The sequence below is a fragment of the Sorangium sp. So ce119 genome (assembly GCF_051524405.1).
Taxonomy (GTDB): domain Bacteria; phylum Myxococcota_A; class Polyangia; order Polyangiales; family Polyangiaceae; genus Sorangium; species Sorangium cellulosum_G.
Map to the genome: position 1 here is coordinate 807053 of NZ_CP150310.1, position 22145 is coordinate 829197.

The window sequence follows — 22145 nt, forward strand, 5'->3', positions numbered from 1 at the left end:
CGATGGACCTCCTCCCCTCGGTCGGGCAGCGCCATCGCGTCCCGTACTTCGCCCTCGTGCCGGCCATCGTCGTGGCCGTGCTCGTGCTCGGCGGGATCGCCCTGCGCACGACGCTGCAGATCGAGAAGGCCCGCCAGCAGACCGTCTTCGACGCGACGCTCACCCTCGCCGACGAGCGCGTCGACCGGCTCGACAAGCTGATCATCGCGCAGGACAACGTCGTCGCCGCGCACGTCGACGTCGCGAACCTCTCGGTCATCGCGCGCCGGTGGCTCCCCACCGCGGCCCGCGAGACGCCGACCGTGCGCGCCATCCTCGTCCTCGACATGGACCACGAGGCGCACGACGTGCTCGCGTTCGCCTCGCGCGGCGCGTCCGGGCGGGAGGACGACGCGTTCCGCAAGCTCCTGCTCGCGCGCCTGCTGCCGCAGATGAACTTCTCGGGGGACGCGAGCGAGCTCCGGCACCTCCACCACGTCATCGACCAGCAGAGCCTGCTCGTGAGCTACTGGCAGCGCGAGCACATGGGCCGCCGGTTCCTGGTGATCGCGTGGCACGAGGTCCCGCGCCTGGTGCACGAGGTGATGCCCCGCCTCTTCCGCGACCTCGATCGAGAGAAGAGCCGCATGAACGTCATCGACGAGGAGGGCCGCATCGTGTTCGGCCCGCCCATCATCGGCGGCGAGTTCACCGTCGGGCGCCCGTTCCCGACCACGCTCTACAACTGGCGCCTCCAGATGGCGCTCACCACGGCCGAGGAGCTCGGGGAGAAGGTGGAGCGGCAGCGGCTGATCGAGCTGCTGATGGTCGGCTTCTCCGCCCTGGTCGCCCTGGCCGGGCTGGCGATCGTGGTGGTCGCCTCCGTGAACGAGCGGCGGCTCGCGGCGCTGAAGAGCGACTTCGTCGCCAACGTGTCCCACGAGCTCAAGACGCCGCTCTCGCTGGTCCGCATGTTCGGCGAGCTCCTCCTCGGCGACCGCGTCCCCAACGACGCGAAGCGCCGCCAGTACCTGCAGATCATCGTGAGCGAGAGCGAGCGGCTCACCGCGCTGATCGAGAACGTCCTCGACTTCGCCCGGGTCGAGCGGGGCAAGGCCGCCTACGAGTTCGCGCGCGGGAGCGTGGCCGAGGTGGCGACGCGCGCCGTCGACATGTACCGCTACCGCGCCGAGCGCGAGGAGATGAGCGTCGAGCTCACGATCGCCGAGGAGCTGCCCGAGGCGCTCATCGACGCGCGCGCGCTCGAGCTCGCGATCGTGAACCTGCTCGACAACGCGCTCAAGTACGCGAAGGAGGGCGGGCGCGTCGACGTCGCGGTCGTCGCCGAGGGCGGCGGCGGCGGGCGCCTCTCGGCGCTGACGCGCCCGGCGAGGCGCGTCGCCATCCGGGTGAGCGACAGGGGGCCGGGCATCGACCCGGACGAGCAGAAGCACATCTTCGAGCGCTTCGCGCGCGGGCGGCGGGCGAGCGAGCGGCAGGTGCGCGGCAGCGGGATCGGGCTCGCGCTCGTGAAGCACATCGCCGAGAGCCACGGCGGCTCCGTGCGGGTCGAGAGCCCGCTCACGGAGGACGGGCACGGCAGCGCCTTCGTGGTGTCGCTCCCCGCGCTGGAGCACGGCCGGGAGGCGTCGGAGCGCGAGGCGCAGCTCGCCTCGAGCGCGGCCGACGAGGCGCCGGGCGCGGGGGCGACGTGACGGCGCCCCGGCGCGGCGCTGGCGAGGCGGCGCCCCGGCGCGGCGCTGATGAGGCGGCGCCCCGGCGCGACGCTGGTGAGGCGGCGCCCCGGCGCGACGCTGGTGAGGCGGCGCCCCGGCGCGACGCCTCGCGGCGCGCCGCCCTGCTGGCCGCGCTCGACGAGGTGCGCGCGCGGTGCGCCGTCGCGGAGCGCCGCGCGCAGGACCCGGTCTCGTTCGTCCATCGCTACACGAACCCGGCCGACCAGGAGCTCGTGGCGGTCATCGCCGCGTCGCTCGCCTTCGGCAACGTGAAGGCGCTGCGCGCCAAGATCGCCGAGGCGCTCGATCGGCTCGGGCCGGACATCGCCCTCACGGCGGACGACCCCCGGGCCGTCTCGGCGCGGCTGCGCGGCTTCCGGCACCGGGTCTACCGCGATCGCGACGTCGCCGCGCTCCTCGTCGGCGCGCGGCGGGTGCAGCGCGCCTCGGGCTCGCTCGGCGCCGCGTTCGCGGCCGAGCTCGCGCGCACCGGCGACCTGCGCCAGGCGCTGGGCGCGTGGGTGCGGGCGATCCGGCGCGCGGGCGGCCTCGACCGCCGCCCGGGCGACCGCGGGGCAGCGCACATCCTCCCGGACCCCGAGAAGGGCAGCGCCGCCAAGCGGCTCATGCTCCTGCTGCGCTGGATGATCCGCCCCGCCGACGGCGTGGATCTCGGCCTGTGGCCGGTACCCCCGTCCGCCCTCCTGATCCCGGTCGACACCCACATCGAGAAGCTCGGCTACAACATCGGCCTCACCGACCGCAGGGGAGCCACCTGGAAGACCGCCGAGGAGATCACCGCCGCGCTCCGCGGCTTCGATCCGGCGGACCCGGTCAAGTACGACTTCGCCCTCTGCCACCTCGGCATGCTCCAGCAGTGCCCGTCGCGGCGCGATCCGGTCCGCTGCGAGGGCTGTGGCGTGAAGGCCGTCTGCCGGTACTGGGAAGGGTGAGCACGTCGTGTACGGCCTCGTCCGTCCGGAACAGCCGTCGTGTCTGTCCGACCGGAACAGAACTCCCTTCGGATCTGCAGCCGATTTCAAATCTGATTTTCAAGGATGCAATAGTCGCTGGATCCCCGGTCGATAACTATCTGAAATCTTGTTTCAGATAGGTCGGCACAGAGCCTGCTCTACTGGTCATCGAGCGCCGTCGCGGAGACCTTCCCCCCCCCAGGTCCGCGAGGCGCTTTTTTCATTTTGTCGCCGTTGTCTCCTGCGAGCGCGCCTGTGCGCGTACGTCCGGCACGGCGCACCGGGTACGGCACAAGAAGAGCGCCGCAGCGGAGCCCCCCCGAGCTCCGCCGCGGCGCCCTGGTGTGCGTACCCCGGGGTCACCGGGGTTCTTGCGGGATCCTCACCGCTTCTCTCGCCCACCTCGTTGCGACCCGCATGCCACGTCGCTCGCGCCGCGCGGTGGAACCTTTGTGCACGCCCGGGCTGGAGGCTCCCCGCATCGCATCGCAGTGGGGCTGGTCACACGGCAATGTCGCGGCCAGACGCGGCGCAGGTGAAAACGAGCCAGCGCCGACATGCGTGTCCGTCAACGGCAGTTCCCGAGGCGCGCAGTCCGATGCGTGAGGGCGATGTCCTTCCCGGGCGCTGTGTGCCTTTCTCGCGCGCTCGTGGAAATGATCGCGAAACGTGCTGTTTGCATTCTTCGCATCATTGATGATCATCCGGGCGAGCGAGCCGGGAAGCGGCCTCAGCGGTAACTGGCTCTCGCTCCGTCCCTGCGCCATGATGTCGAGACTGCTCGCATGCGGAAATGGCTCCGGCGGGTAGATTGGGCGTATGGTCTGGACATTCGGGGCTTACCTCCTGGTCGCGCTGGCGCTCGCGGTGCTGGGCGCGATCGGGCTGTGGGCGCACCTCTTTTACTGGGTCAAACGGCTGACCCTGCCGCTCGAGTACAGCGTGGAAGAGGTGCTGCGGACCGAGGACGGCGCGCAGATCGAGCTCCGCCGCGTCCCGTTCCCGCCCGGAGCGTCCGCGCAGCCGGACCTGCCGCCCATCGTCCTCGTCCATGGCATCGCCGCGAACCACAGAAACCAGGACATCCACCCCGATTACTCGCTGGCGCGCCACCTCGCCGCGCTCGGACGCGACGTGTGGCTGCTGACGTTGCGGAGCGGCCGCCTCCTCACCCGCCTGGAGCGGCGCAGCGTCCGCTTCTCGGCCATGGTCCGGTACGATCTCCCCTGCGCCTTCGGGGCGATCCTGAAGCGCACCGGCGCCCGATCGCTCGATTACGTCGGCTTCTCCATGGGCGGCATGCTCCTCTATGCGGCGCTGGGGCGGAGCGTGCCGGAGCCTCAGGTTCGCCGCGTCGTCATCGTCGGCTCCCCAGGCCGCTTCACCGCGCCGGCGCGCCTCATGCGGTTCCTGCCGGGCCGGCTGCTCCCGGGCGTGCCGTTGCGCCTCATGGCGCGCAGCGTCGCGTTCGCCTCGGAGTGGCTGCCCACGCCGCTCCATCACGCCGTGGCCAACCCGCGCAACGTGCCTCCGGGCGTCACGCGGCTCGCGCTCGTCAACTGCATCGAGGACATCCCCGCTGCGCTCAACGCCGACTTCGCCGCGTGGATGACGGGCGACGGGGAGATCCGTGTGGACGGAGAGAGGGTCCTCGACGGCCTCGCGTCCGTCGCGGCGCCGGCCCTGTTCATCGCGGGCAGCGCCGACCGGATAGCCCCCGTCTCGTCGGTGCGCGCGGCGTTCGACGCGTGGGGGCGCGATCACCCCGAGACCCCGAAGCGCTTTCTCGTCCTCGGGCGCGACTTCGGGGCGCGCGAAGATTACGGCCACGGCGACCTGGCGGTCGGCGCGTATACCGGCGCCGAGCTCTTCGAGCCGATCGCGCGCTTCCTCGGCCCGGATCCGCAGCCCGAGGGCGCGCCGGGGCCGGAGACCGGCGCACCGGCGCTGGAGTCCATCCAGGCGCGTCAGCCCACCTCCGAGGAGGCCGATCCGCTGCCGGATCTCCCCGCCGCCTGACCGACGCTCGCGCGCTCGGCTCACCGGTGCTTCGTCCGGGCCGCCCCGGCGCGCTCGGCTCCGCGCCTTCCATATCATCCAGACTCATCGCGTACGTGGAAGTGGACGTGGAAGTGAAAGCCGCAACGAAATCGGACGATCGCGCGTCGCGGCGCGCGGGTCTGCGATTGCAGAGCGAAAGCGAACAGGCGTACTCTCGCGGACGGGTTTCTCGCGCCACGCGGTGGCCGGCGTGTCCGCCAAAGGATGTTCATGAGTCAACCCGGATTGCGCTCCCGATTCGACCTGTCGTCCCCTCTGTCGTCGAGGGCGCGCTGGCTGACGGCGGCCGCCCTCCTCGTCTCCTCCGCGTCCTGTGCGCACGGTGACGACTCGGGCATGACGTGCGATGAAGGCCTGGCGCTGTGCGCGAGCGCGTGCGTCGACACGCAGACCGACGCCGACCACTGCGGCGAGTGCGGCAGCGTCTGCGCGAGCGGGGAGCGCTGCGAGGCGGGCGAGTGCGTCAGCGATCGTGGCGTCGGCGGCAGCGGCGGCGACGGCGCGAGCCAAGGGGAGGACGACACCGACGCCGCCAGCGGCACCGGCGGCGCGGCCTGCGCCCCCGGCCTCGAGGCGTGCGATGGGGGCTGCGTCGATCTCGACGCCAACCGCCGGCATTGCGGGCGCTGCGGCAACGTGTGCGCGGCCGAGGAGCGCTGCGAGGACGGCGCCTGCGTCTGCGACGCCGGCCTCGAGGCGTGCGACGGCGCCTGCGTCGACCTCGCGAGCGATCCACAGCACTGCGGGAGCTGCGAGGCGCGGTGCGCCCACAACCAGACGTGCACGGACGGGGCGTGCGTCTGCAACGAGGGCCTCACCGACTGCGGCGGAAAGTGCGCCGATCTGATGCACAGCCCGGAGCATTGCGGCGAATGCGGCGCGGCGTGCGGCCCGGGGCTGGTCTGCCAGGAGGGCACGTGCGCCTGCATCGTCGGCGACTACGAGGACATCGGCGGGGCGGTCCCGCAGGTCGTGACGGGCACCACGCTCGGCGCAGAGACGTATTTCGGGCTCGCCTGCGTGGCGATCGGATCGACCGAGGTCGTCTACAGGTTCACGGCGGACGAGGCCGGCAGCTACAGGTTCGATACCGCGGGATCGAGCTACGACACCGCCATCGGCCTGCTCAGCTTCGACCTGTGCGACGAGCGCGCGTGCAATGACGATCGCGGCGGGCCCGAGGCGAGCGCCTCGGTGCTCCTCGAGGAGGGCGAGGCGATCCTCGTCGTCGTGTCGGGCTACAACGGCGCGCAGGGCGACTTCGCCCTGAGCATCGACAAGACGGTGCCGCCGGTGTGCCCGTCGGGCAACATCGAGCCGACGCTCCCGCAGCGCATCACCGGCGACACGACGCTCCTCGGCGACGCCGTGGCGCCGAGCTGCGGGTCGGTCGATACCCCCGACGCGAGCTACACGTTCACCGCGCCGCGCGCCGGCAGGTACATCTTCGATACGGCCGGCTCCTCGTACAATACCATCCTCGAGCTGCGCAGCGGCACGTGCGCTGGCTCGGTGATCTCCTGCAGCGACAACACCGCGGACACGGAGCAGTCCCGCGTCATCACGAGCCTCTCGGCGGGCCAGACGGTGGTCGCCATCGTCGACGGCTTCGACGGCGACTCCGGGCCATTCACGCTCAACGTCACCGAGTACGTGCCGCCGCCGTGCCCGGAGCACACCCTCGGCTCGACCTTCCCGCAAACGGTGACGGGCACGACCGCGATCATGGATCGCGTGAGCGCGATCTCGGCGCCCTGCGCGGGTGGCAGCGGCCCTGAGGCCACCTATGCGTTCACCGCGCCCGCGGACGCGCTCTATACCTTCGACACCTTCGGCACCGCGTTCGACACGGTCCTCCATGTCCACGACGCGACGTGCAGCGGACCGAACCTGGGGTGCAACGACGACACGTCTGGCGTTCAATCGCAGGTGAAGGTGCGGCTCCAGCGGGGGCAGACCGTCGTCGTCGTCGTGGACGGCTACACCACGTCGAGCTCCGGCGCCTACACGCTCAATGTCAAGGAGACCATCATCCCCCCGTGCCCGGAGATCGATCTCGGATCGACGGTGCCCCAGACGGTGACCGGGACGACCGCGGGCGCGGTCGACATCATGAGCTCGACCTGCGGCGGCACCGGCGGCAACGAGGCGACCTACAGCTTCACCGCGCCCGCCGTCGGTACGTACATCTTCGATACGTTCGGATCGAGCTTCAACACGGTCCTCTCCGCGCGCGACGGCGACTGCTCCGGGGCCGTGCTCAAATGCAACGGCGACGCGGCCGGAGGCGTGCAGTCGCGGCTGACGATGGACCTCGACGAGGGCCAGACGATCCTCCTCGTCGTCGACGGCAGCTCCGCGGGCGCGTCGGGCGAGTTCACGCTCAACGTCCAGCAGTACGAAGGCGGCGGGACCTGCTCGACTCCGATCGATCTCGGCTCCACCGTCCCGCAGGTCGTCACCGGGAGCACCGCCGAACAGCCCGAGTCCGTCACCCCGACGTGCGGATCCTCCAACGCTCCCGACATGATCTATAGCTTCACCGCGCCGGAGAACGGAACCTACATCTTCAACACGCTCGGATCGAGCTTCGACACGATCCTCCAGGTCTTCGATCGGAGCTGCGCGGGGACGGCGCTCCGGTGCAACGATGATGCGGGCGGCCCGCAGTCGCGCCTCACCGTCGACCTGGTGGCCGGTCAGACCGCCCTCGTCGCCATCGACGGCCGCAACACGAGCAGCGGCGACTACGTGCTCCAGGTCGACAAGTTCGACGGCGAGGGGACCTGCTCGACGGCGATCGATCTCGGCTCGGAGCTGCCGCTCACCAGGACCGGCTCCACGGCGGGGCAGCCCAACTCCGTCACGCCGAGCTGCGCCGCCGCGTCGACCGCCTCGGAGATGGTGTTCACCTACACGGCGCCGGCCGAAGGCCGCTACGTCATCGACACGATCGGCTCGTCCTACGATACCGTCCTTCACGTCCACACGGACGGCTGCAGCGGCACCTCGGTCGCTTGCAACGACGATTCGGTCGGCTCGACGTCGCGGGCGACGGTGACGCTCACCGCCGGTCAGGTCATCACCATCGTTGTCGACGGTTACGGTAGCGCGTCGGGCAGCTTCACCCTGAACATCGCCGCTCCCTGAGCCCGCGCCGCGTGCGCCCTGAAGTCCGGCCGACGATGCTGCGATCCGCTCTGCTGAGGGCGCCGGCGACGCCCTCGCGAGGCGCCGCCGGCGCCGTCCCGGCAGCGGCGCGGCGCGCGCTCCCGGGGCGAACCCGGCACACCTCCAGCGCCCCCGCCGGTTGCGATACCCTCGGACGTGCGCGTATCCTGGCGCGCGACTCGTTATCCGCTCCGCCTCAAACGGCCAGGTACCCCCAAGGATGGCTATGAACAAATCCGGATTGCGCCTCAGGCCCACCCTCTCGTCCGCCGCGCTGCTCCTCGTCGCAGGGGTTGTCCTCGCGGCGTCCTGCGCCGAGGGCGACAGCCAGCCGAGCGCGTGCACGGACGGGCAGTCGCCGTGCGATGGCCAGTGCGTCGACACCCAGACGAACGCCGAGCACTGCGGCGCGTGCGGCGACGCCTGCGCGGAGGGGCAGCAATGCACGGACGGACGCTGCGAGGGGGGCGGCGGCGCGGGCGGCAGCGGCGGCGCGGGGGGCGCCGGCGGCGGCGGCGAGGGCGGCGTCGATATGGGCGGGCCCGAGGAGTGCAGCGAGGAGGAGACCGCCTGCGGCGAGCGCTGCGTGAACGTCGAGACGGACGCGCGGAACTGCGGCGACTGCGACGTCCAGTGCGATGCGGGGAAGGAGTGCGTGGAGGGGGACTGCGCCTGCGCCGACGGGCTGATGGAGTGCGACGGCGCGTGCGTCGACGTGCAGAGCGACCGGGCGCACTGCGGCGGCTGCGGGTCTTCCTGCGCGCCCACGCAGCTCTGCGTCGAGGGCGCCTGCTCCTGCTCCGCCGAGCTCACGGACTGCGACGGCGCGTGCGCCAACCTGCAGACGAGCGAGCTCCACTGCGGTAGCTGCGGGAACGCGTGCGGGCGGGGGGCGTTCTGCCAGGCGGGCGCGTGCACCTGCGTCGTCGGCACCCACGAGGAGCTCGGCGACACGTTCCCGCAGGTCGTGACGGGGACCACGGTCGCGGGCGAGTCGAACTACGGTCTCGCGTGCGTGGCCGCCGGCGCGTCGGAGCGGGTCTATCTCTTCACGCCCTCCGAGGCGGGGACCTACACGATGGACACCTCAGGGTCCATGTTCGATACGGCCCTTGGCGTGGTGGGGGCGGCCACCTGCGATCAGCTCGCTTGCAATGACGACATCGACACCGACACCGCGCAATCCAGGGTCCGCGCGGTCATCGATGCGGGCCAGTCGGTCCTCATCGTCGTGACCGGCTTCGACGGCGCGGAAGGCGACTTCACGCTCAACCTGGCGAAGGCCGGGCCGCCCATCTGCCCCTCGGGCGACGTCGGCGACACGCTCCCGCAGACCTTCACCGGCGACACCGCGCTGCTCGGCGACGCGATCACGCCGAGCTGCGGCCAGCCGGGCGGGCCCGACGTGAGCTATACCTTCACGGCCCCCGCGGACGGGAAGTATGTCTTCGATACGTTCGACTCCGGGTACAACACCGTCCTGGAGCTGCGGGACGGCGACTGCAACGGCGACGTGATCGCCTGCAACGACGACTCGCGCGGAGGAGCGCAGTCGCGCATCACGGCGGAGCTCACCGCCGGTCAGACGGTCGTCGTCATCGTCGACGGCTTCGAGGGCGCGGGCGGGCCCTACACGCTGCACGTCTCCGAGTGGGCGCCGCCCGAGTGCCCCACGGTGGATCTCGGCACCACCTACCCGCAGACGGTGACGGGCAACACGTCGGGCCTCGACAACTACCTCGTGGCGCCCTGCGCCACGGACAGCGCCCCCGAGGTCACCTACAGCTTCACGGCGCCCGTCGCCGGCCGCTACACCTTCGATACGATCGGCTCGACCTTCGACACGGTGCTCCACGTCCACGAGGGGAGCTGCGACGGCCCGTCGCTGGCCTGCGACGACAACGGGGCGCCCTCGTCCAAGTCGCGGGTCGTCACGCCGCTCGCGGAGGGGCAGACGGTGTACGTGGCCGTGGACGGCGCGTACTCGTCCTCGGGCGCCTACACGCTCAACGTGAGCGGCATCGCCGCGCCCGCCTGCCCGGCGAACACCCTCGAGTCGGCCGTCCCGCAGGCGGTGACGGGGACGACGGCCGGCCTCGGCGACTTCGTGAGCGCGCCGTGCGGCGCCGCCGGCGGCGCGGAGCAGACCTACAGCTTCACGGCGCCGTCCGACGGCGTGTACATCTTCGACACGTTCGGATCGAGCTTCGACACGGTGGTTCACGTGCACGACGGCACCTGCGGCGGCGCGTCGCTCGGCTGCAACGACAACACCGCCGGCCTCCAGTCGCGGGTCGCGGTGCCGCTCGTCGCGGGGCAGGCGGTCGTCGCCGTGGTCGACGGCGCCGGGGCCGCCGCCTCGGGCGCGTTCCACCTCAACATCACCCTGTTCGAGGGCAACGCCACCTGCGACAACCCCATCGACCTCGGCTCGACGGTCCCGCAGACGGCGACGGGCCCCACGCTGCTCCAGCCGAACTCGGGCGCGCCGAGCTGCACGGCGTCGAGCGGCAACGACAGGGTCTATCGCTTCACCGCGCCCGCGGACGGCACCTACATCATCGACACGCTGTCCTCCACCTTCGACACGGTCCTCCACGTGCACGACGGCGAGAGCTGCGCCGGCGCGGAGCTCGCGTGCAACGACAACGCGAGCGGCGTCAGCTCGCGGGTGAGCGTGACCCTGACTGCAGGGCAGGTGATCACGATCGTCGGCGACAGCAAGCCGTCCTCCTCCGGCAACCTGACCCTCCACATCACCGCCGCCCCCTAGCGGCGGGCCCTCCCGCTTCGGAGACGGGCCCACCTCGACGTTTTCGGTGCTCGGCGTACTGGAGTACGCCTCCGCGCCGAAAACGCCGATCTGGGCCCGTCTCCTGTGCGGGAGGGCCCGCCGCTGCGCGCAGAGAGGGGGGCGCTCTGGTGTGCGCTCGGCCTGGTGCGCGTGTAGAAGTGCGGCGCTGCTGCGCGTGTCGCGACAGCGCCAGCGCCGGCGGCTCGGTCCTGGGCGCGCGACGCCGGGCTGTGTCGGGTCGGCCGCTGCGGCCTCGGCGAGGGCGGGGCGGCGGCGGGGTGCGTGGGGGCAGGTGGACGCGCGTGGAGCGATGGATGGCGGGCGGCGCCAGGGGACGGGACGGCCGGCGCGCTCGAGCTTCGACGCGCGCTGGCTAGGAGTTTTCTTGAGGGCGGCGCGCGCCCGTGCGAGTCTCGCACCCCCTGGGCTACGCGTCCTTCCACCGGGACGCGGCCCTGTGATCCGGGTCGAACCATGCCAAAGGAACGCGTGTTCTCCCTCGATGCCGTTCGGACCGACGGCTGGTTCGAGCGCATAGGCGACGGCATCGGCAGCTTCCAGGCGCTCTGCGAGATCGTGGGCGAGGCGTTCTTTGCCTTCTCGATGATTACGGGCGCCCGCATCACGGCGCTCACCGTCGACCGCCGCAACCCGGACAACACGCTGGTCGACTTCGTTATCGCGCCGCCGGGCGAGGAGGAGATCGACGGCGACGTCCAGCGCCTCACGCTCGCGGACTTCCGCCACCGGCTCGTCGGCGCGCTCCTCACCGAGGACACGACGCCCGCGGCCCCCGAGCGCGACACCGACCTCGAGGGTATCCAGCTCCACATCGGCGTCCGCTACCTGCTGCTCGCCCCGCTCTACGGCTACAGCCTCCGCAAGCTCTCCGTCGAGGGGAAGACCTCGCGCCTCCTGCTCCTGCGCGACGGCATCGAGGAGACCCACGAGCTCAACGAGTTCCGCGCCCGGATCCGCTCGCACGTGCGCGACGAGCTCGAGCGCGCCTCCGCCGGCGCGCGCTCCGCCATCGACCTCACCAAGGTCGCCGAGGCCGAGGTCGCCTCGCAGCGCGGCGACTACCCCAAGGTGATCCAGCTCCTCGGCACCTGGCCGGCGCCGCTCGCGATCTTCCTGCGCACGCCCGAGGGGCAGATGCTCACCCCGGACGCCCGCAGCCTCATCGCCAAGGGGCTCGGCCTGCTCGGCACCGCGTGCGTCAAGCTCGGCGAGGAGCACCAGGGCGAGGAGGTCATGCGCCTCGCGGTCCAGTACGCGCACGACGGGGCCGCGGCGGGCGACATCTTCCGCCGGCTGGGCGAGGCCATGCTCGAAGACGGGCGGTCGGGCGAGGCCATCGGCCCCCTCCGGCGCGCCGCCAACCTCGGCGCCCCGCCGAAGCAGATCTGGCCGCTCCTCGCGCGGGCGTTCGTGCACCGCAAGAAGTTCGTCGCCGCGCTCGCCTGCGTCCGCGAGGCGCGGAGCGCCGGCGTGCCGGACGCCGAGATGGTGGAGGAGATCCGGGAGATCGAGGCCAGCCTGGGGACGGCGCTCACCGCGTGGCGAGGGCTGGTCCTCGTGGCGAACCGCTCCTAGGATTGCGGCCCGCTGGTTGCCCGCCGGTTGACGGACCGCCTCCATTGACACCCCCGCGGCGGCCGACTAGATCCGGCGCGGATTAAGCCGGGATCGCTCGGATTTTTGCTGTTTCAACCCAGCATCGCCGCGTCGCTCTCACCTTTTTGGACTGCATGGTTCGGGGCCGCGGGCCCTGAGGTCTCGCCCGAGAAGCCGCGCGCTGCGGCGAGACGGTCGACCCTCCAGGGGTCCGACCCGTAGGAGTGCTCTCTCGATGGCCACCTACATCCCCTTGTTCCTGCTGTTTCTCGTGGCCGCGGTCATCGCGCTCGCCATGTTCACGCTGACGTCGCTGCTCGGCCCGAGGAACCCGACGCCCGAGAAGATGATGCCGTACGAGTGCGGCAGCGACTCCACGGGCGGGCGGTTCGTCAAGCCGAGCGTGAAGTTCTACCTGACGGCGATCCTCTTTGTCGTGTTCGACATCGAGGCGGTCCTCATCTACCCGTGGACGGTCCAGTTCCGCTCCCTCGGGTGGACGGGCCTCGCGACGATGAGCTCGTTCGTCGCGATGCTCGTCGTCGTGCTCGTGTACGTGTGGAAGAAGGGAGCTCTGGAATGGGAGAAATGATGGGCGGAGGCCCCTCGACGCGGGTGATGGAGGGCTCCGAGCACGGGTTCGCGACCACGCGCTTCGACGCGCTGCTCAACTGGGCGAAGAAGTACTCCCTGTTCCAGTACCCGTTCGTGACGGCCTGCTGCGGCATGGAATACATGGCCATGGCGAGCCCGCGCTACGACATGGCGCGGTTCGGCGCCGAGGTGCCGCGCTTCTCGCCGCGCCAGGCCGACCTGCTCTGGGTCGTGGGGACCATCAGCCAGCGCCAGGCGCCCGCGCTCCGGCGCATCTACGAGCAGATGGCGGACCCGAAGTGGGTGCTCGCCTTCGGCACGTGCGCCTCGTGCGGCGGCTTCTACGACAACTACACGACCGTCGCCGGCATCGACAAGATCATCCCCTGCGACGTCTACGTGCCCGGCTGTCCGCCGCGCCCCGAGGCGGTGCTCGACGGCCTCATGCTGCTCCAGGACAAGATCGCGCGCGGCGACCGCACGCCGGCGATCGTCAAGCCGCGCGAGGACCCCGCGCAGACCGCGGAGCGCCTCGTCACCCTCCAGCGCAAGGAGCGGAGCCAGCCATGAGCAAGAAGGTCCTCGAGATCCTCACGGCGCAGTTCCCGGGCGCCGTCCTGGAGACGCACTCGCAGTTCGGCGACGACACGGCGGTGATCGACCCGGCCGCGTGGCGCGACGTCGCCCTGTTCCTCCGCAACGACCCGCGGACGCTGATGAACATGTTCGTCGACCTCACGGCGGTCGACTACCTCTGGCGCGGCGACGTGCCCCGCTTCGAGGTCGTCTGCCACCTGCGCTCGTTCGAGCGGAACCACCGCATCCGCATCAAGGCGCGCGTGGGCGACGAGGAGGGCAACGGCGCCGAGATCGACTCGATCGTCCCGGTGTGGAAGGGCGCGAACTGGTTCGAGCGCGAGTGCTACGACCTGCTCGGCATCGTCTTCCGTGGGCACCCCGATCTCCGGCGCATCCTGATGTACCCGGAGTTCGAGGGGCACCCGCTGCGCAAGGACTACCCGGCCAACCGGATCCAGCCGCTCATCCCGTTCCGGGAGGTGCCGAACATCGGCAAGCTGCCGCCGTTCGGCCCCGACGAGGGCATGAGCTTCGGCCGCCAGACGCACGACTTCGCGCTGCTCAACGCCGGCACGGGGACGTCGCTCGAGTCGACCGGCGGGGACGAGGCCTCGGACAAGGGCAAACCGCAGGGCATCGGCGTGGGTGCGCTGCAGGAGCGAAGCTGAACGATGGAACCCCTGGATCGCGATCTCGACGAGGCCCACCTCGACCTGCCGAGCGAGCCGATGCTCCTCAACATGGGGCCCTCGCACCCGGCGATGCACGGCACGGTGAGGATCGTGCTCGAGCTCTCGGGCGAGACGATCAACAAGGCCGACGTGCAGATCGGCTACCTGCACCGCGGCTTCGAGAAGATGTGCGAGCGCGGCACGTGGACGCAGGTGTTCCCGTACGTCGACCGGCTCAACTACGTCTCGCCGATGCTCAACAACGTCGGCTTCGCGCTGGCGGTCGAGAAGATGCTCGGCGTCACGGTGCCCGAGCGCTGCCAGTACTACCGCGTGATCCTCGGCGAGATGGCGCGCATCTGCGATCACATGATCTGCAGCGGCGCCATGAGCATGGAGCTCGGCGCGTTCACGCCGTTCCTCTACCTGTGCCGCGCGCGCGAGATCTTCTGGGAGATCTTCGAGGAGGAGACCGGCGCGCGCCTGACGCACAGCTTCGGCCGCGTCGGCGGCATGGCGCGGCCGCCCACGGCCGACTTCAAGTCGATGGTGCGGTCGGGCCTCGCGCGCGTGCTCACGCTCGTGAACGACTCCGAGAAGCTCATCCTCAAGAACCGCATCTTCCTCGATCGCCTCGACGGGGTCGGCGTGATCTCGAAGGAGGACGCGCTCGCGCTCGGCTGGACCGGCGTCGTCCTCCGGGCCTCCGGCGTGGCGTACGACGTGCGCCGCGCGAACCCGTACATGGTCTACGACCGGTTCGAGTTCGACGTGCCGGTCGGCACGCGGGGCGACAACTACGATCGGTTCATGTGCCGCCAGGAGGAGATCCGCCAGGCGGCGAGGATCATCGAGCAGGCGCTCGACCAGATGCCCGACGAGGGGCCGATCAACATCGACGATCCGCGCATCGTGCTGCCGCCGAAGGAGGAGGTCTACACGACCATCGAGGCGACCATCCAGCACTTCAAGATCGTCATGGAGGGCATCAAGGTGCCCGCCGGCGAGTGCTACTCGTACACCGAGGCCGGCAACGGCGAGCTCGGCTTCTACCTGGTGTCCGACGGCAGCGGCACGCCCTACCGCGTCCGCATCCGCCCGCCGTGCTTCGCCACCACGCAGGGGCTCTCCCAGCTCATCACCGGGCTGATGATCCCGGACGTCGTGCCGACGTTCGGCTCCCTCAACATGATCGGCGGGGAGTGCGACCACTAGCGACGACGAGCGGAGCGCTCCCGTCATCGAGCTAAGGAAGCGGGGGCCCTGCGCGGCCCCGCCTGGAATCGAGATCACGATGCCTACGATCAAGATCGACGGAAGGGAGATCCCCTTCGAGAGCGGTGACACGATCATCCGGGCGGCGCACCGCGCCGGGATCGACATCCCCCACTACTGCTGGCACCCCGGCCTCAGCGTCGCCGCCAACTGCCGGATGTGCCTGGTCGAGGTGCTCCCGCCGCCGGGTCGCCCGGCGATGAGCCTCGACATCCTCCGCTGGGACCCGGCCAAGCAGGACTACGTGCCGGCGGCCAAGCCGAAGCTCCAGCCGGCCTGCCAGATGGCGTGCGCGAGCGGCATGGAGGTGCTGTCCGAGAGCAGCGACCACGTGTCCGAGGCGCGCTCGGCGGTGCAGGAGCTCCTGCTCCTGAACCACCCGGTCGACTGCCCGATCTGCGACCAGGCCGGCGAGTGCCGCCTCCAGGACTACTGGCTCGAGCACCAGCGCAAGGGCAAGCGCATGCGGCAGGAGCCGGTGCACAAGCCGAAGGCGGTCACCTTCGGGCCGACCATCGTCTACGACGCCGAGCGCTGCATCGTCTGCACGCGCTGCATCCGCGTCTGCAACGAGCTCGCCCGCGACCCGGTGCTCTCCGTCCGCGAGCGCGGCAACCTCGGGGAGATCACGGTCTCGCCGGGGCGCGAGCTCGACCACAACTACACGCTGATGACCGAGCACGTCTGCCCGGTCGGCGCGCTCACCTCGCGCGACTTCCGGTTCAAGGCGCGCGTCTGGTTCCTCCGCAGCGCCCGCACGGTCTGCCAGGGCTGCGCGACGGGGTGCAACGCGTACCTCGACTACGACCCGCGCAACAACACGCCGTACCGGCACCGCCCGCGCGAGAACATGGCGGTCAACACGTACTGGATGTGCGACGAGGGGATGCTCTCGTACCGCCGCGCGGTCGAGGGGCGGCTGCTCACGGCGCTCGTCGGCAACGACGACGCGAGCGTCGAGGACGCGCTCGCCGCGGCGAAGGAGCAGCTCGGCGGCCACGCCGACGACCCGTCGAAGGTGGCGATCGTCCTGTCGGCCCAGCACTCGAACGAGGACAACTTCGCGCTCTACCACCTCGCGACGACGTACCTCGGCGCGACCGACTTCTTCGTGTCGGGCAAGCCGCTCGGCCAGGGCGACGACATCCTGATCAGCGAGGACAAGAACCCGAACACCCGCGGCGCCGTGCAGATCGCGGCGGCGACCCCGCCGCGCCCGGTCGCGGAGCTGCTCCAGGGGATCGCGTCGGGGCAGTACGCGTACGTGGTCGCGCTCGGGTCGGACCTCGAGGTCGACGCGGTCGAGGCGCAGCGGGCGCTGTCGCGGCTCAAGGGGGTGGTGACGATCGCCGCCCACGAGGGGCCGCTGGCGAAGGCCGCGCGCGTGTCCCTGCCGGCGTGCTCGTGGGCCGAGGCCGAGGGGACGTACGTGAACCGCAAGGGCCTGGCGCAGCGGAGCGAGCGGGCGCTGCTCCCGCACGGCGACGCGCGCCCGGCCTGGGAGCTCATCGGCCGGCTCGGGCGCACGCTCGGGTACGCGACCGGGTGGAAGACCCTCGCCGAGCTCCGCCGCGCGATGCCGCCCGGCGCGGTCGCCGGCGGGGCCGCCGCGCCCGAGGCGGTGATCGGCGCCGCGCCGCCCGCGCACGCCGCGGCGGCGACGGCGATCGCCGACGGGTCGCGGGTTGAGCCGAAGAAGACGGAGGCCACGGCATGACACTCGTCGAGCTCGTTCTCGCGATCGTGAAGATCCTCATCGTCGTCATGTTCCTGCTGAACATGGCGGCGATCGCGACCTGGGCCGACCGGCGCCAGGGCGCGATGGTGCAGGACCGCGTCGGCCCGAACCGCGCGGTCGTCTACCTGCCGTCGATGCTCGCGCGCGGCGTCGTGTTCCTGCCCCCGGCGGCGCTCGGCGCGCTCGCCGTGTTCACGGCGACCCGCCCGATGTCCGGGCCGGGCGCCGTCGAGACGCTGGTGATCAGCGCGCAGTTCGCCGTCTTCGTGGCCTGGCTCAGCCTGCTCGTGATCTGCGCGTCGGCCCGCCGCGGCGGCCCGAGCAACGCGCTCGAGGAGCTGCTCGCCAGGTTCGACCCCCGGAGCGTCTTCTACGCCGGCGTCATGGCCCACGTGCTCGCCTTCTTCGTCACGCAGGCGGTCCCGCTCTCGGCGGCGCCCACCGCCGCGCGGGTCGCGTGCGTGCTGCTCGGCGCGCTGCTCGTCCTCGCGGGCGGCTACACGGCGCTGCGCGTGCCCGAGGGCAAGGTGCCGCTGCGCCTCCTCGGCACGCTCCACGCGGCCGCGGACGCGATCAAGATGATCTGGAAGGAGGACTTCATCCCGAAGAACGCCGACCGGCTCCTCCACTCGCTCGCGCCGCTGCTCGCGATGTTCCCGGCGCTGGTGACGTTCGCGGTCATCCCCTTCGGCGACAAGCTCTGCTTCGAGGACAACGGCGACCGGGTCTTCGGCTTCGGCGACCTCCCGCTCCTCAAGCGCACGATGGACCAGGCGTTCTCGTGCAACGGCCACGTCGTGAACCTGCAGGTCGCCGACCTCAACGTCGGCATCCTCTACATCTTCGCGATGGCCGGCACGGGCATCATCGGCGCCGCGCTCGCGGGCTGGTCGAGCGACAACAAGTTCTCGCTGCTCGGCGGCCTGCGCGCCGCGAGTCAGATGGTCAGCTACGAGGTCGCGATGGGCCTCAGCGTCGTCGGGCTCTTCATGATCTACAGCAGCGTCCGGCTCGGCGACATGGTGCAGTGGCAGGCCGAGCACGCGTGGGGGATCTTCGTCCAGCCGGTCGCGTTCTTCCTGTTCCTCGCGGCGCTCGCGGCCGAGACGAAGCGCATCCCGTTCGATCAGCCCGAGGGGGAGAGCGAGATCGTCGCCGGCTACTTCGTCGAGTACTCCGGGATGAAGTTCGGCATGTTCATGACGGGCGAGTACGTGGAGCTCATCACGTCGAGCGCGCTCCTCGTGACGCTCTTCTTCGGCGGCTACCACCTGCCGTTCCTGGACCGCGACGGCATCAACATCGCCTTCGGCGACACGACGCTGTTCCAGTACAAGATGACCCACTTCGCCGTGAGCCTGACGTACTTCCTCGCGTTCTTCGGGAAGACGATCCTCATGACGTGGGTGCAGGTCTTCTTCCGCTGGACGCTGCCGCGCTTCCGGTACGATCAGGTGATGCGGCTCGGGTGGACGAAGCTCCTGCCGCTCACGCTCGTGAACATGATGGTGACCGGCGTGGTGATCCTGGCGGTCGACGCGGCGCCCGCGGGGGTCCGCGGCGGCCTCCAGGTCGCGGCCGACATCACCCACGGCGTCGTGGCCCTCGGCGGGTTCGCCGCGGTCGTGGCGATGATCGCGGGGCTCCTCGAGCCGGTCGAGCGGCACCGCATCCTCAATTCCACCTCGGCCCGCTTCGCCGCTGCGGCGGGGGGCACCAAGGCCGCGCCGCAGCAGGCGTGATCAGGCGAAGAGGAGAGAGTCCCATGGCGAGAGCTACCCCCAGCAACCCCTGGACGAAGCCGGCCGGCCGGCCCGTCGCCGGCAAGCCGATCCCGCGCCCCTCCCGGAGCGCCGACGTGCAGGCCTACATCCCCGAGATGGTCAAGGGGCTGGGCATCACGATGAAGCACTTCTTCAAGAACACGAAGGAGATGGTGCTCGGCCAGAAGCCGGACCCGGTGCTCGACTCGCTCGGGCCCGGCGTCACGACGATCAGCTATCCGGAGGAGAAGCGCCCCTACCCGGAGCGCTTCCGGGGCATCCACCGGCTCACGCTGCGCGAGGACGGCTCGCCCCGCTGCGTCGCGTGCCTCTGCTGCTCGACGGCGTGCCCGGCGCAGTGCATCGCGATCGATCCGGCCGAGTACCCCGAGGGCGATCGCCGGCAGGGCTACGAGCGGTTCCCGAGCAGCTTCGTCATCGACGAGCTCCGCTGCGTGTTCTGCGGTTACTGCGTCGAGGCGTGCCCCGTCGACGCCATCCGGATGGACACGGGCCTGCACGCGGTGCCCTACGACTCCCGCGAGCAGTTCATCTACCGGCGCGACCTCCTCATGAGCCTCGCGGATCGCACGGGCTCGCGCCTGACCGCGAACAAGCGCCACGAGCCGGGTGATCCGACGCACCCCGGCCTGACCCGCGACCACGCCGATCACTGAGCCGGCTCGCCCGGCGCGCGCCCTGGCCCGCCGCCGGCGGAGCCGGGGGCCCCTCGCCCGGGCGAGGTTCTGCTAGAAGAGCCTGCCATGGCGACGACGTACGGCTCCTTCGAGGCGGTCATCGGGCTCGAGGTCCACGCGCAGCTCCTCACCCGCACCAAGGCGTTCTGCGGCTGCGCGACCAGCTTCGGCGACCCGCCGAACACGCACACGTGCCCTGTGTGCCTCGGGCTCCCGGGGTCGCTCCCGGTGCTGAACCGCGAGGCGGTCCGGATGGCGGTGAGCGCCGCGCTCGCGCTCGGCTGCGCCATCCAGGAGAGCAGCATCTTCGCGCGGAAGAACTACTTCTATCCTGACCTGCCGAAGGGCTTCCAGCTCAGCCAGTACGACCGGCCGCTCGCGCTGAAGGGCGCGCTCGAGATCGAGACCGAGGCGGGGAAGAAGCGGGCGGGGATCACGCGCGTCCACATGGAGGAGGACGCCGGCAAGAACCTCCACGGCATCGGGGGCCTGTCGGTCGTCGATCTCAACCGCGCCGGGACCCCGCTCATCGAGATCGTCGGCGAGCCCGACCTGAGCTCGGGAATCGAGGCGGCCGAGTACCTGAAGCGGCTGCGCGAGATCCTGATGTTCATCGGCGTGAACGACGGCAACCTCGAGCAGGGCAGCTTCCGCTGCGACGCCAACGTCTCGGTCCGCAGGGCGGGGGAGACGAAGCTCGGCACGCGGACGGAGCTCAAGAACATCAACTCGTTCCGCTTCGTCGCCGAGGCGATCGACCTCGAGATCCGGCGGCAGATCGCGCTCATCGAGCAGGGCGGCCGGGTGCGCCAGCAGACGCGCGGGTACAACGCGGAGAAGAAGGAGACGTACCTCCTCCGCGACAAGGAGAACGAGTCCGGCTACCGCTACTTCCCCGAGCCGGATCTCCCGCCGCTCGTCGTGGACGAGGCGTTCCTCGCCGAGGTGCGCGCCGCGCTCCCGGAGCCGCCGGTCGACAAGCGGCGCCGCCTCACCGAGTCGCTCGGGCTCACGCCGTACGCGGCGTCGGTCCTGACGGGCCACCCGCAGATCGCGGCGTTCTTCGAGGAGGCGGCGCGCCTGCACGGCGACGCGGTGAAGGTCGCGAACTTCGTCCAGAGCGAGGTGCTGCGCGACGCCCGCACGACGGGCCTGTCGGCGGCGTTCCCTGTCTCCCCGGCGCAGGTGGCCGCGCTGCTGCGCCTCGTCGACGAGGGCGCGATCAGCGGCAAGCAGGCGAAGGAGGTGTACACGGAGATGGCCGGCACCGACCGGGCGCCCGGCGACATCGTCCGCGACAAGGGGATGGCCGTGATGAGCGACGCGTCCGCGATCGAGGCGATCGCCGCGTCGGTCATCGCCGCGAACGCGAAGCAGGCCGCGGCGTACCGCGCCGGCAAGACCGCGCTGCTCGGCTACTTCGTCGGGCAGATCATGAAGCAGACGGGGGGCAGCGCGAACCCGGCGGTCGTGAACGAGGTGCTCAAGCGGCTGCTCGAGGGCGCTCCTGTCGCGGGCGCGTGAAGGAGCTTTCTCCGCGCCCGGGCGTGAAATAGGGTAGCCGCTCTTCGGCGGCCCGCGCGGTCCCGGCCCTCCGGCGGCTGCGACCGCGGGTCAGAAATCCTGCCAGGACACCCGGAGCATGCCCAGCGCTCACCCCCTCGACGTCCTCCGCTTCCCCCTTCGCGCCGCCGGCTTCGTCGGCCTCACCTTCGGCATGTACGGCCTGCTCGAGGTCGACACAGCGATCTCCAGCGCGGCCGATCGCGAGGTGGTCCTGCATACATGGATGCGCCGGTACGGTCGCGCGCTCCTCAAGCTGTACGGCCTCGACGCGCGCGTGGGCGGCCTCGTCCACGGCGAGCCCGCGTCGGGTCCCGGCGCAGGCGGCGATCGACCCGGCGCGGCGTACTACCCCGGCCGCGCCGCCTCCGGCGTCGGGCGCGTGTTCGTGATGAACCACCGCTCCGCGCTCGACATCATGGTGACGCTCGCATTTTTCGAGGCGACGGTCGTGAGCCGCGCCGACCTCGCCGGCTGGCCGGTGGTCGGCATGGCGGCGCGCCGCGTCGGCACGCTCTTCGTCGACCGATCGAGCAAGCGCAGCGGCTCCGCGGTCGTGCAGGCGATGTGCGCCGCGCTCAAGCGCGGCCGTGGTGTGATGGTCTACCCCGAGGGGACCACGTTCTCGGGGGACGAGGTGCGGCCGTTCCGCGCGGGCGCGTTCACCGCGGCGTGCCGCGTCGGCGCGGAGATCGTCCCCGTCGGCCTCGTGTACGGCGGCGCCGAATCTTCCTATGTGGACGAGTCGTTCGCGGCGCACATGGCCCGGGTGAGCCGTGCGCGACGTATCCCCGTGGCGCTCGAGGTCGGCGAGCCCATCGCCACGGCGGGCCAGGACGTCGACGCGGTCCGCGACGAAGCGCATCGGACCGTCCAGGCGCTGGTCCGGCGCGCCCGCGCGCGGCTCGGCTCCGACGTGTCCGACGCATAAG

15 protein-coding genes are annotated in these 22145 nt (G+C 71.1%); all 15 read left to right on the forward strand.

Annotation, left to right across the window (positions count from 1 at the left end; genetic code table 11):
- Positions 1–2 precede the first annotated feature (2 nt).
- The 15 genes from WME76_RS03275 (at position 3) to WME76_RS03345 (ending at position 22144) form a co-directional block, all read left to right on the forward strand.
- Positions 3–1694 carry a sensor histidine kinase gene (locus tag WME76_RS03275; protein WP_437958759.1) on the forward strand — a complete coding sequence of 564 codons (1692 nt, stop codon included), beginning with the start codon at positions 3–5 and terminating at the stop codon, positions 1692–1694.
- Positions 1691–2668: a TIGR02757 family protein gene (locus tag WME76_RS03280; RefSeq protein ID WP_437958760.1), complete on the forward strand. Its 978-nt coding sequence runs from the start codon at positions 1691–1693 to the stop codon at positions 2666–2668. The genes WME76_RS03275 and WME76_RS03280 overlap by 4 nt, the downstream gene beginning before the upstream one ends.
- Positions 2669–3508: 840 nt before the next feature.
- Complete coding sequence (locus WME76_RS03285; RefSeq protein WP_437958761.1) at positions 3509–4708, forward strand: lipase family alpha/beta hydrolase; 1200 nt, start codon at positions 3509–3511, stop codon at positions 4706–4708.
- 378 nt (positions 4709–5086) lie between these two features.
- Entirely contained in the window at positions 5087–7900 is a 2814-nt protein-coding gene (locus WME76_RS03290; RefSeq protein WP_437958762.1) for an MXAN_6577-like cysteine-rich protein, read from the forward strand.
- Between the two features lie 247 nt (positions 7901–8147).
- Positions 8148–10694, forward strand: a complete 2547-nt coding sequence (locus tag WME76_RS03295; protein ID WP_437958763.1) for an MXAN_6577-like cysteine-rich protein — start codon at positions 8148–8150, stop codon at positions 10692–10694.
- Between the two features lie 510 nt (positions 10695–11204).
- Positions 11205–12311 (forward strand): hypothetical protein, encoded by a 1107-nt coding sequence (locus tag WME76_RS03300; protein WP_437958764.1) that lies wholly within the window; start codon positions 11205–11207, stop codon positions 12309–12311.
- Positions 12312–12567: 256 nt separating this feature from the next.
- Positions 12568–12924, forward strand: coding sequence for an NADH-quinone oxidoreductase subunit A (locus WME76_RS03305; RefSeq protein WP_061619784.1), 357 nt, complete (start codon positions 12568–12570; stop codon positions 12922–12924).
- Positions 12925–12950: 26 nt separating this feature from the next.
- The gene (locus WME76_RS03310) at positions 12951–13496 is read left to right on the forward strand and encodes an NADH-quinone oxidoreductase subunit B (protein WP_061610860.1); all 546 of its coding nucleotides are present in this window, start codon (positions 12951–12953) and stop codon (positions 13494–13496) included.
- Positions 13493–14173 (forward strand): NADH-quinone oxidoreductase subunit C, encoded by a 681-nt coding sequence (locus WME76_RS03315; RefSeq protein ID WP_437958765.1) that lies wholly within the window; start codon positions 13493–13495, stop codon positions 14171–14173. Before WME76_RS03310 ends, WME76_RS03315 begins: the two co-directional genes overlap by 4 nt.
- A 3-nt stretch (positions 14174–14176) precedes the next feature.
- Positions 14177–15391 (forward strand): NADH-quinone oxidoreductase subunit D, encoded by a 1215-nt coding sequence (locus WME76_RS03320; protein WP_437958766.1) that lies wholly within the window; start codon positions 14177–14179, stop codon positions 15389–15391.
- Between the two features lie 79 nt (positions 15392–15470).
- A complete protein-coding gene (locus tag WME76_RS03325) occupies positions 15471–17168 on the forward strand; it encodes a 2Fe-2S iron-sulfur cluster-binding protein (RefSeq protein WP_437958767.1) in 1698 nt (565 codons plus the stop codon).
- A complete protein-coding gene (locus WME76_RS03330) occupies positions 17165–18931 on the forward strand; it encodes a complex I subunit 1/NuoH family protein (RefSeq protein ID WP_437958768.1) in 1767 nt (588 codons plus the stop codon). Before WME76_RS03325 ends, WME76_RS03330 begins: the two co-directional genes overlap by 4 nt.
- 23 nt (positions 18932–18954) lie before the next feature.
- Entirely contained in the window at positions 18955–19629 is a 675-nt protein-coding gene (locus WME76_RS03335) for a NuoI/complex I 23 kDa subunit family protein (RefSeq protein WP_437958769.1), read from the forward strand.
- Positions 19630–19716: 87 nt separating this feature from the next.
- A complete protein-coding gene (gene gatB / locus WME76_RS03340) occupies positions 19717–21174 on the forward strand; it encodes an Asp-tRNA(Asn)/Glu-tRNA(Gln) amidotransferase subunit GatB (protein ID WP_437958770.1) in 1458 nt (485 codons plus the stop codon).
- A 118-nt stretch (positions 21175–21292) separates the two neighbouring features.
- A complete protein-coding gene (locus tag WME76_RS03345; RefSeq protein WP_437958771.1) occupies positions 21293–22144 on the forward strand; it encodes a lysophospholipid acyltransferase family protein in 852 nt (283 codons plus the stop codon).
- The last annotated feature ends 1 nt before the right edge of the window (position 22145 follow it).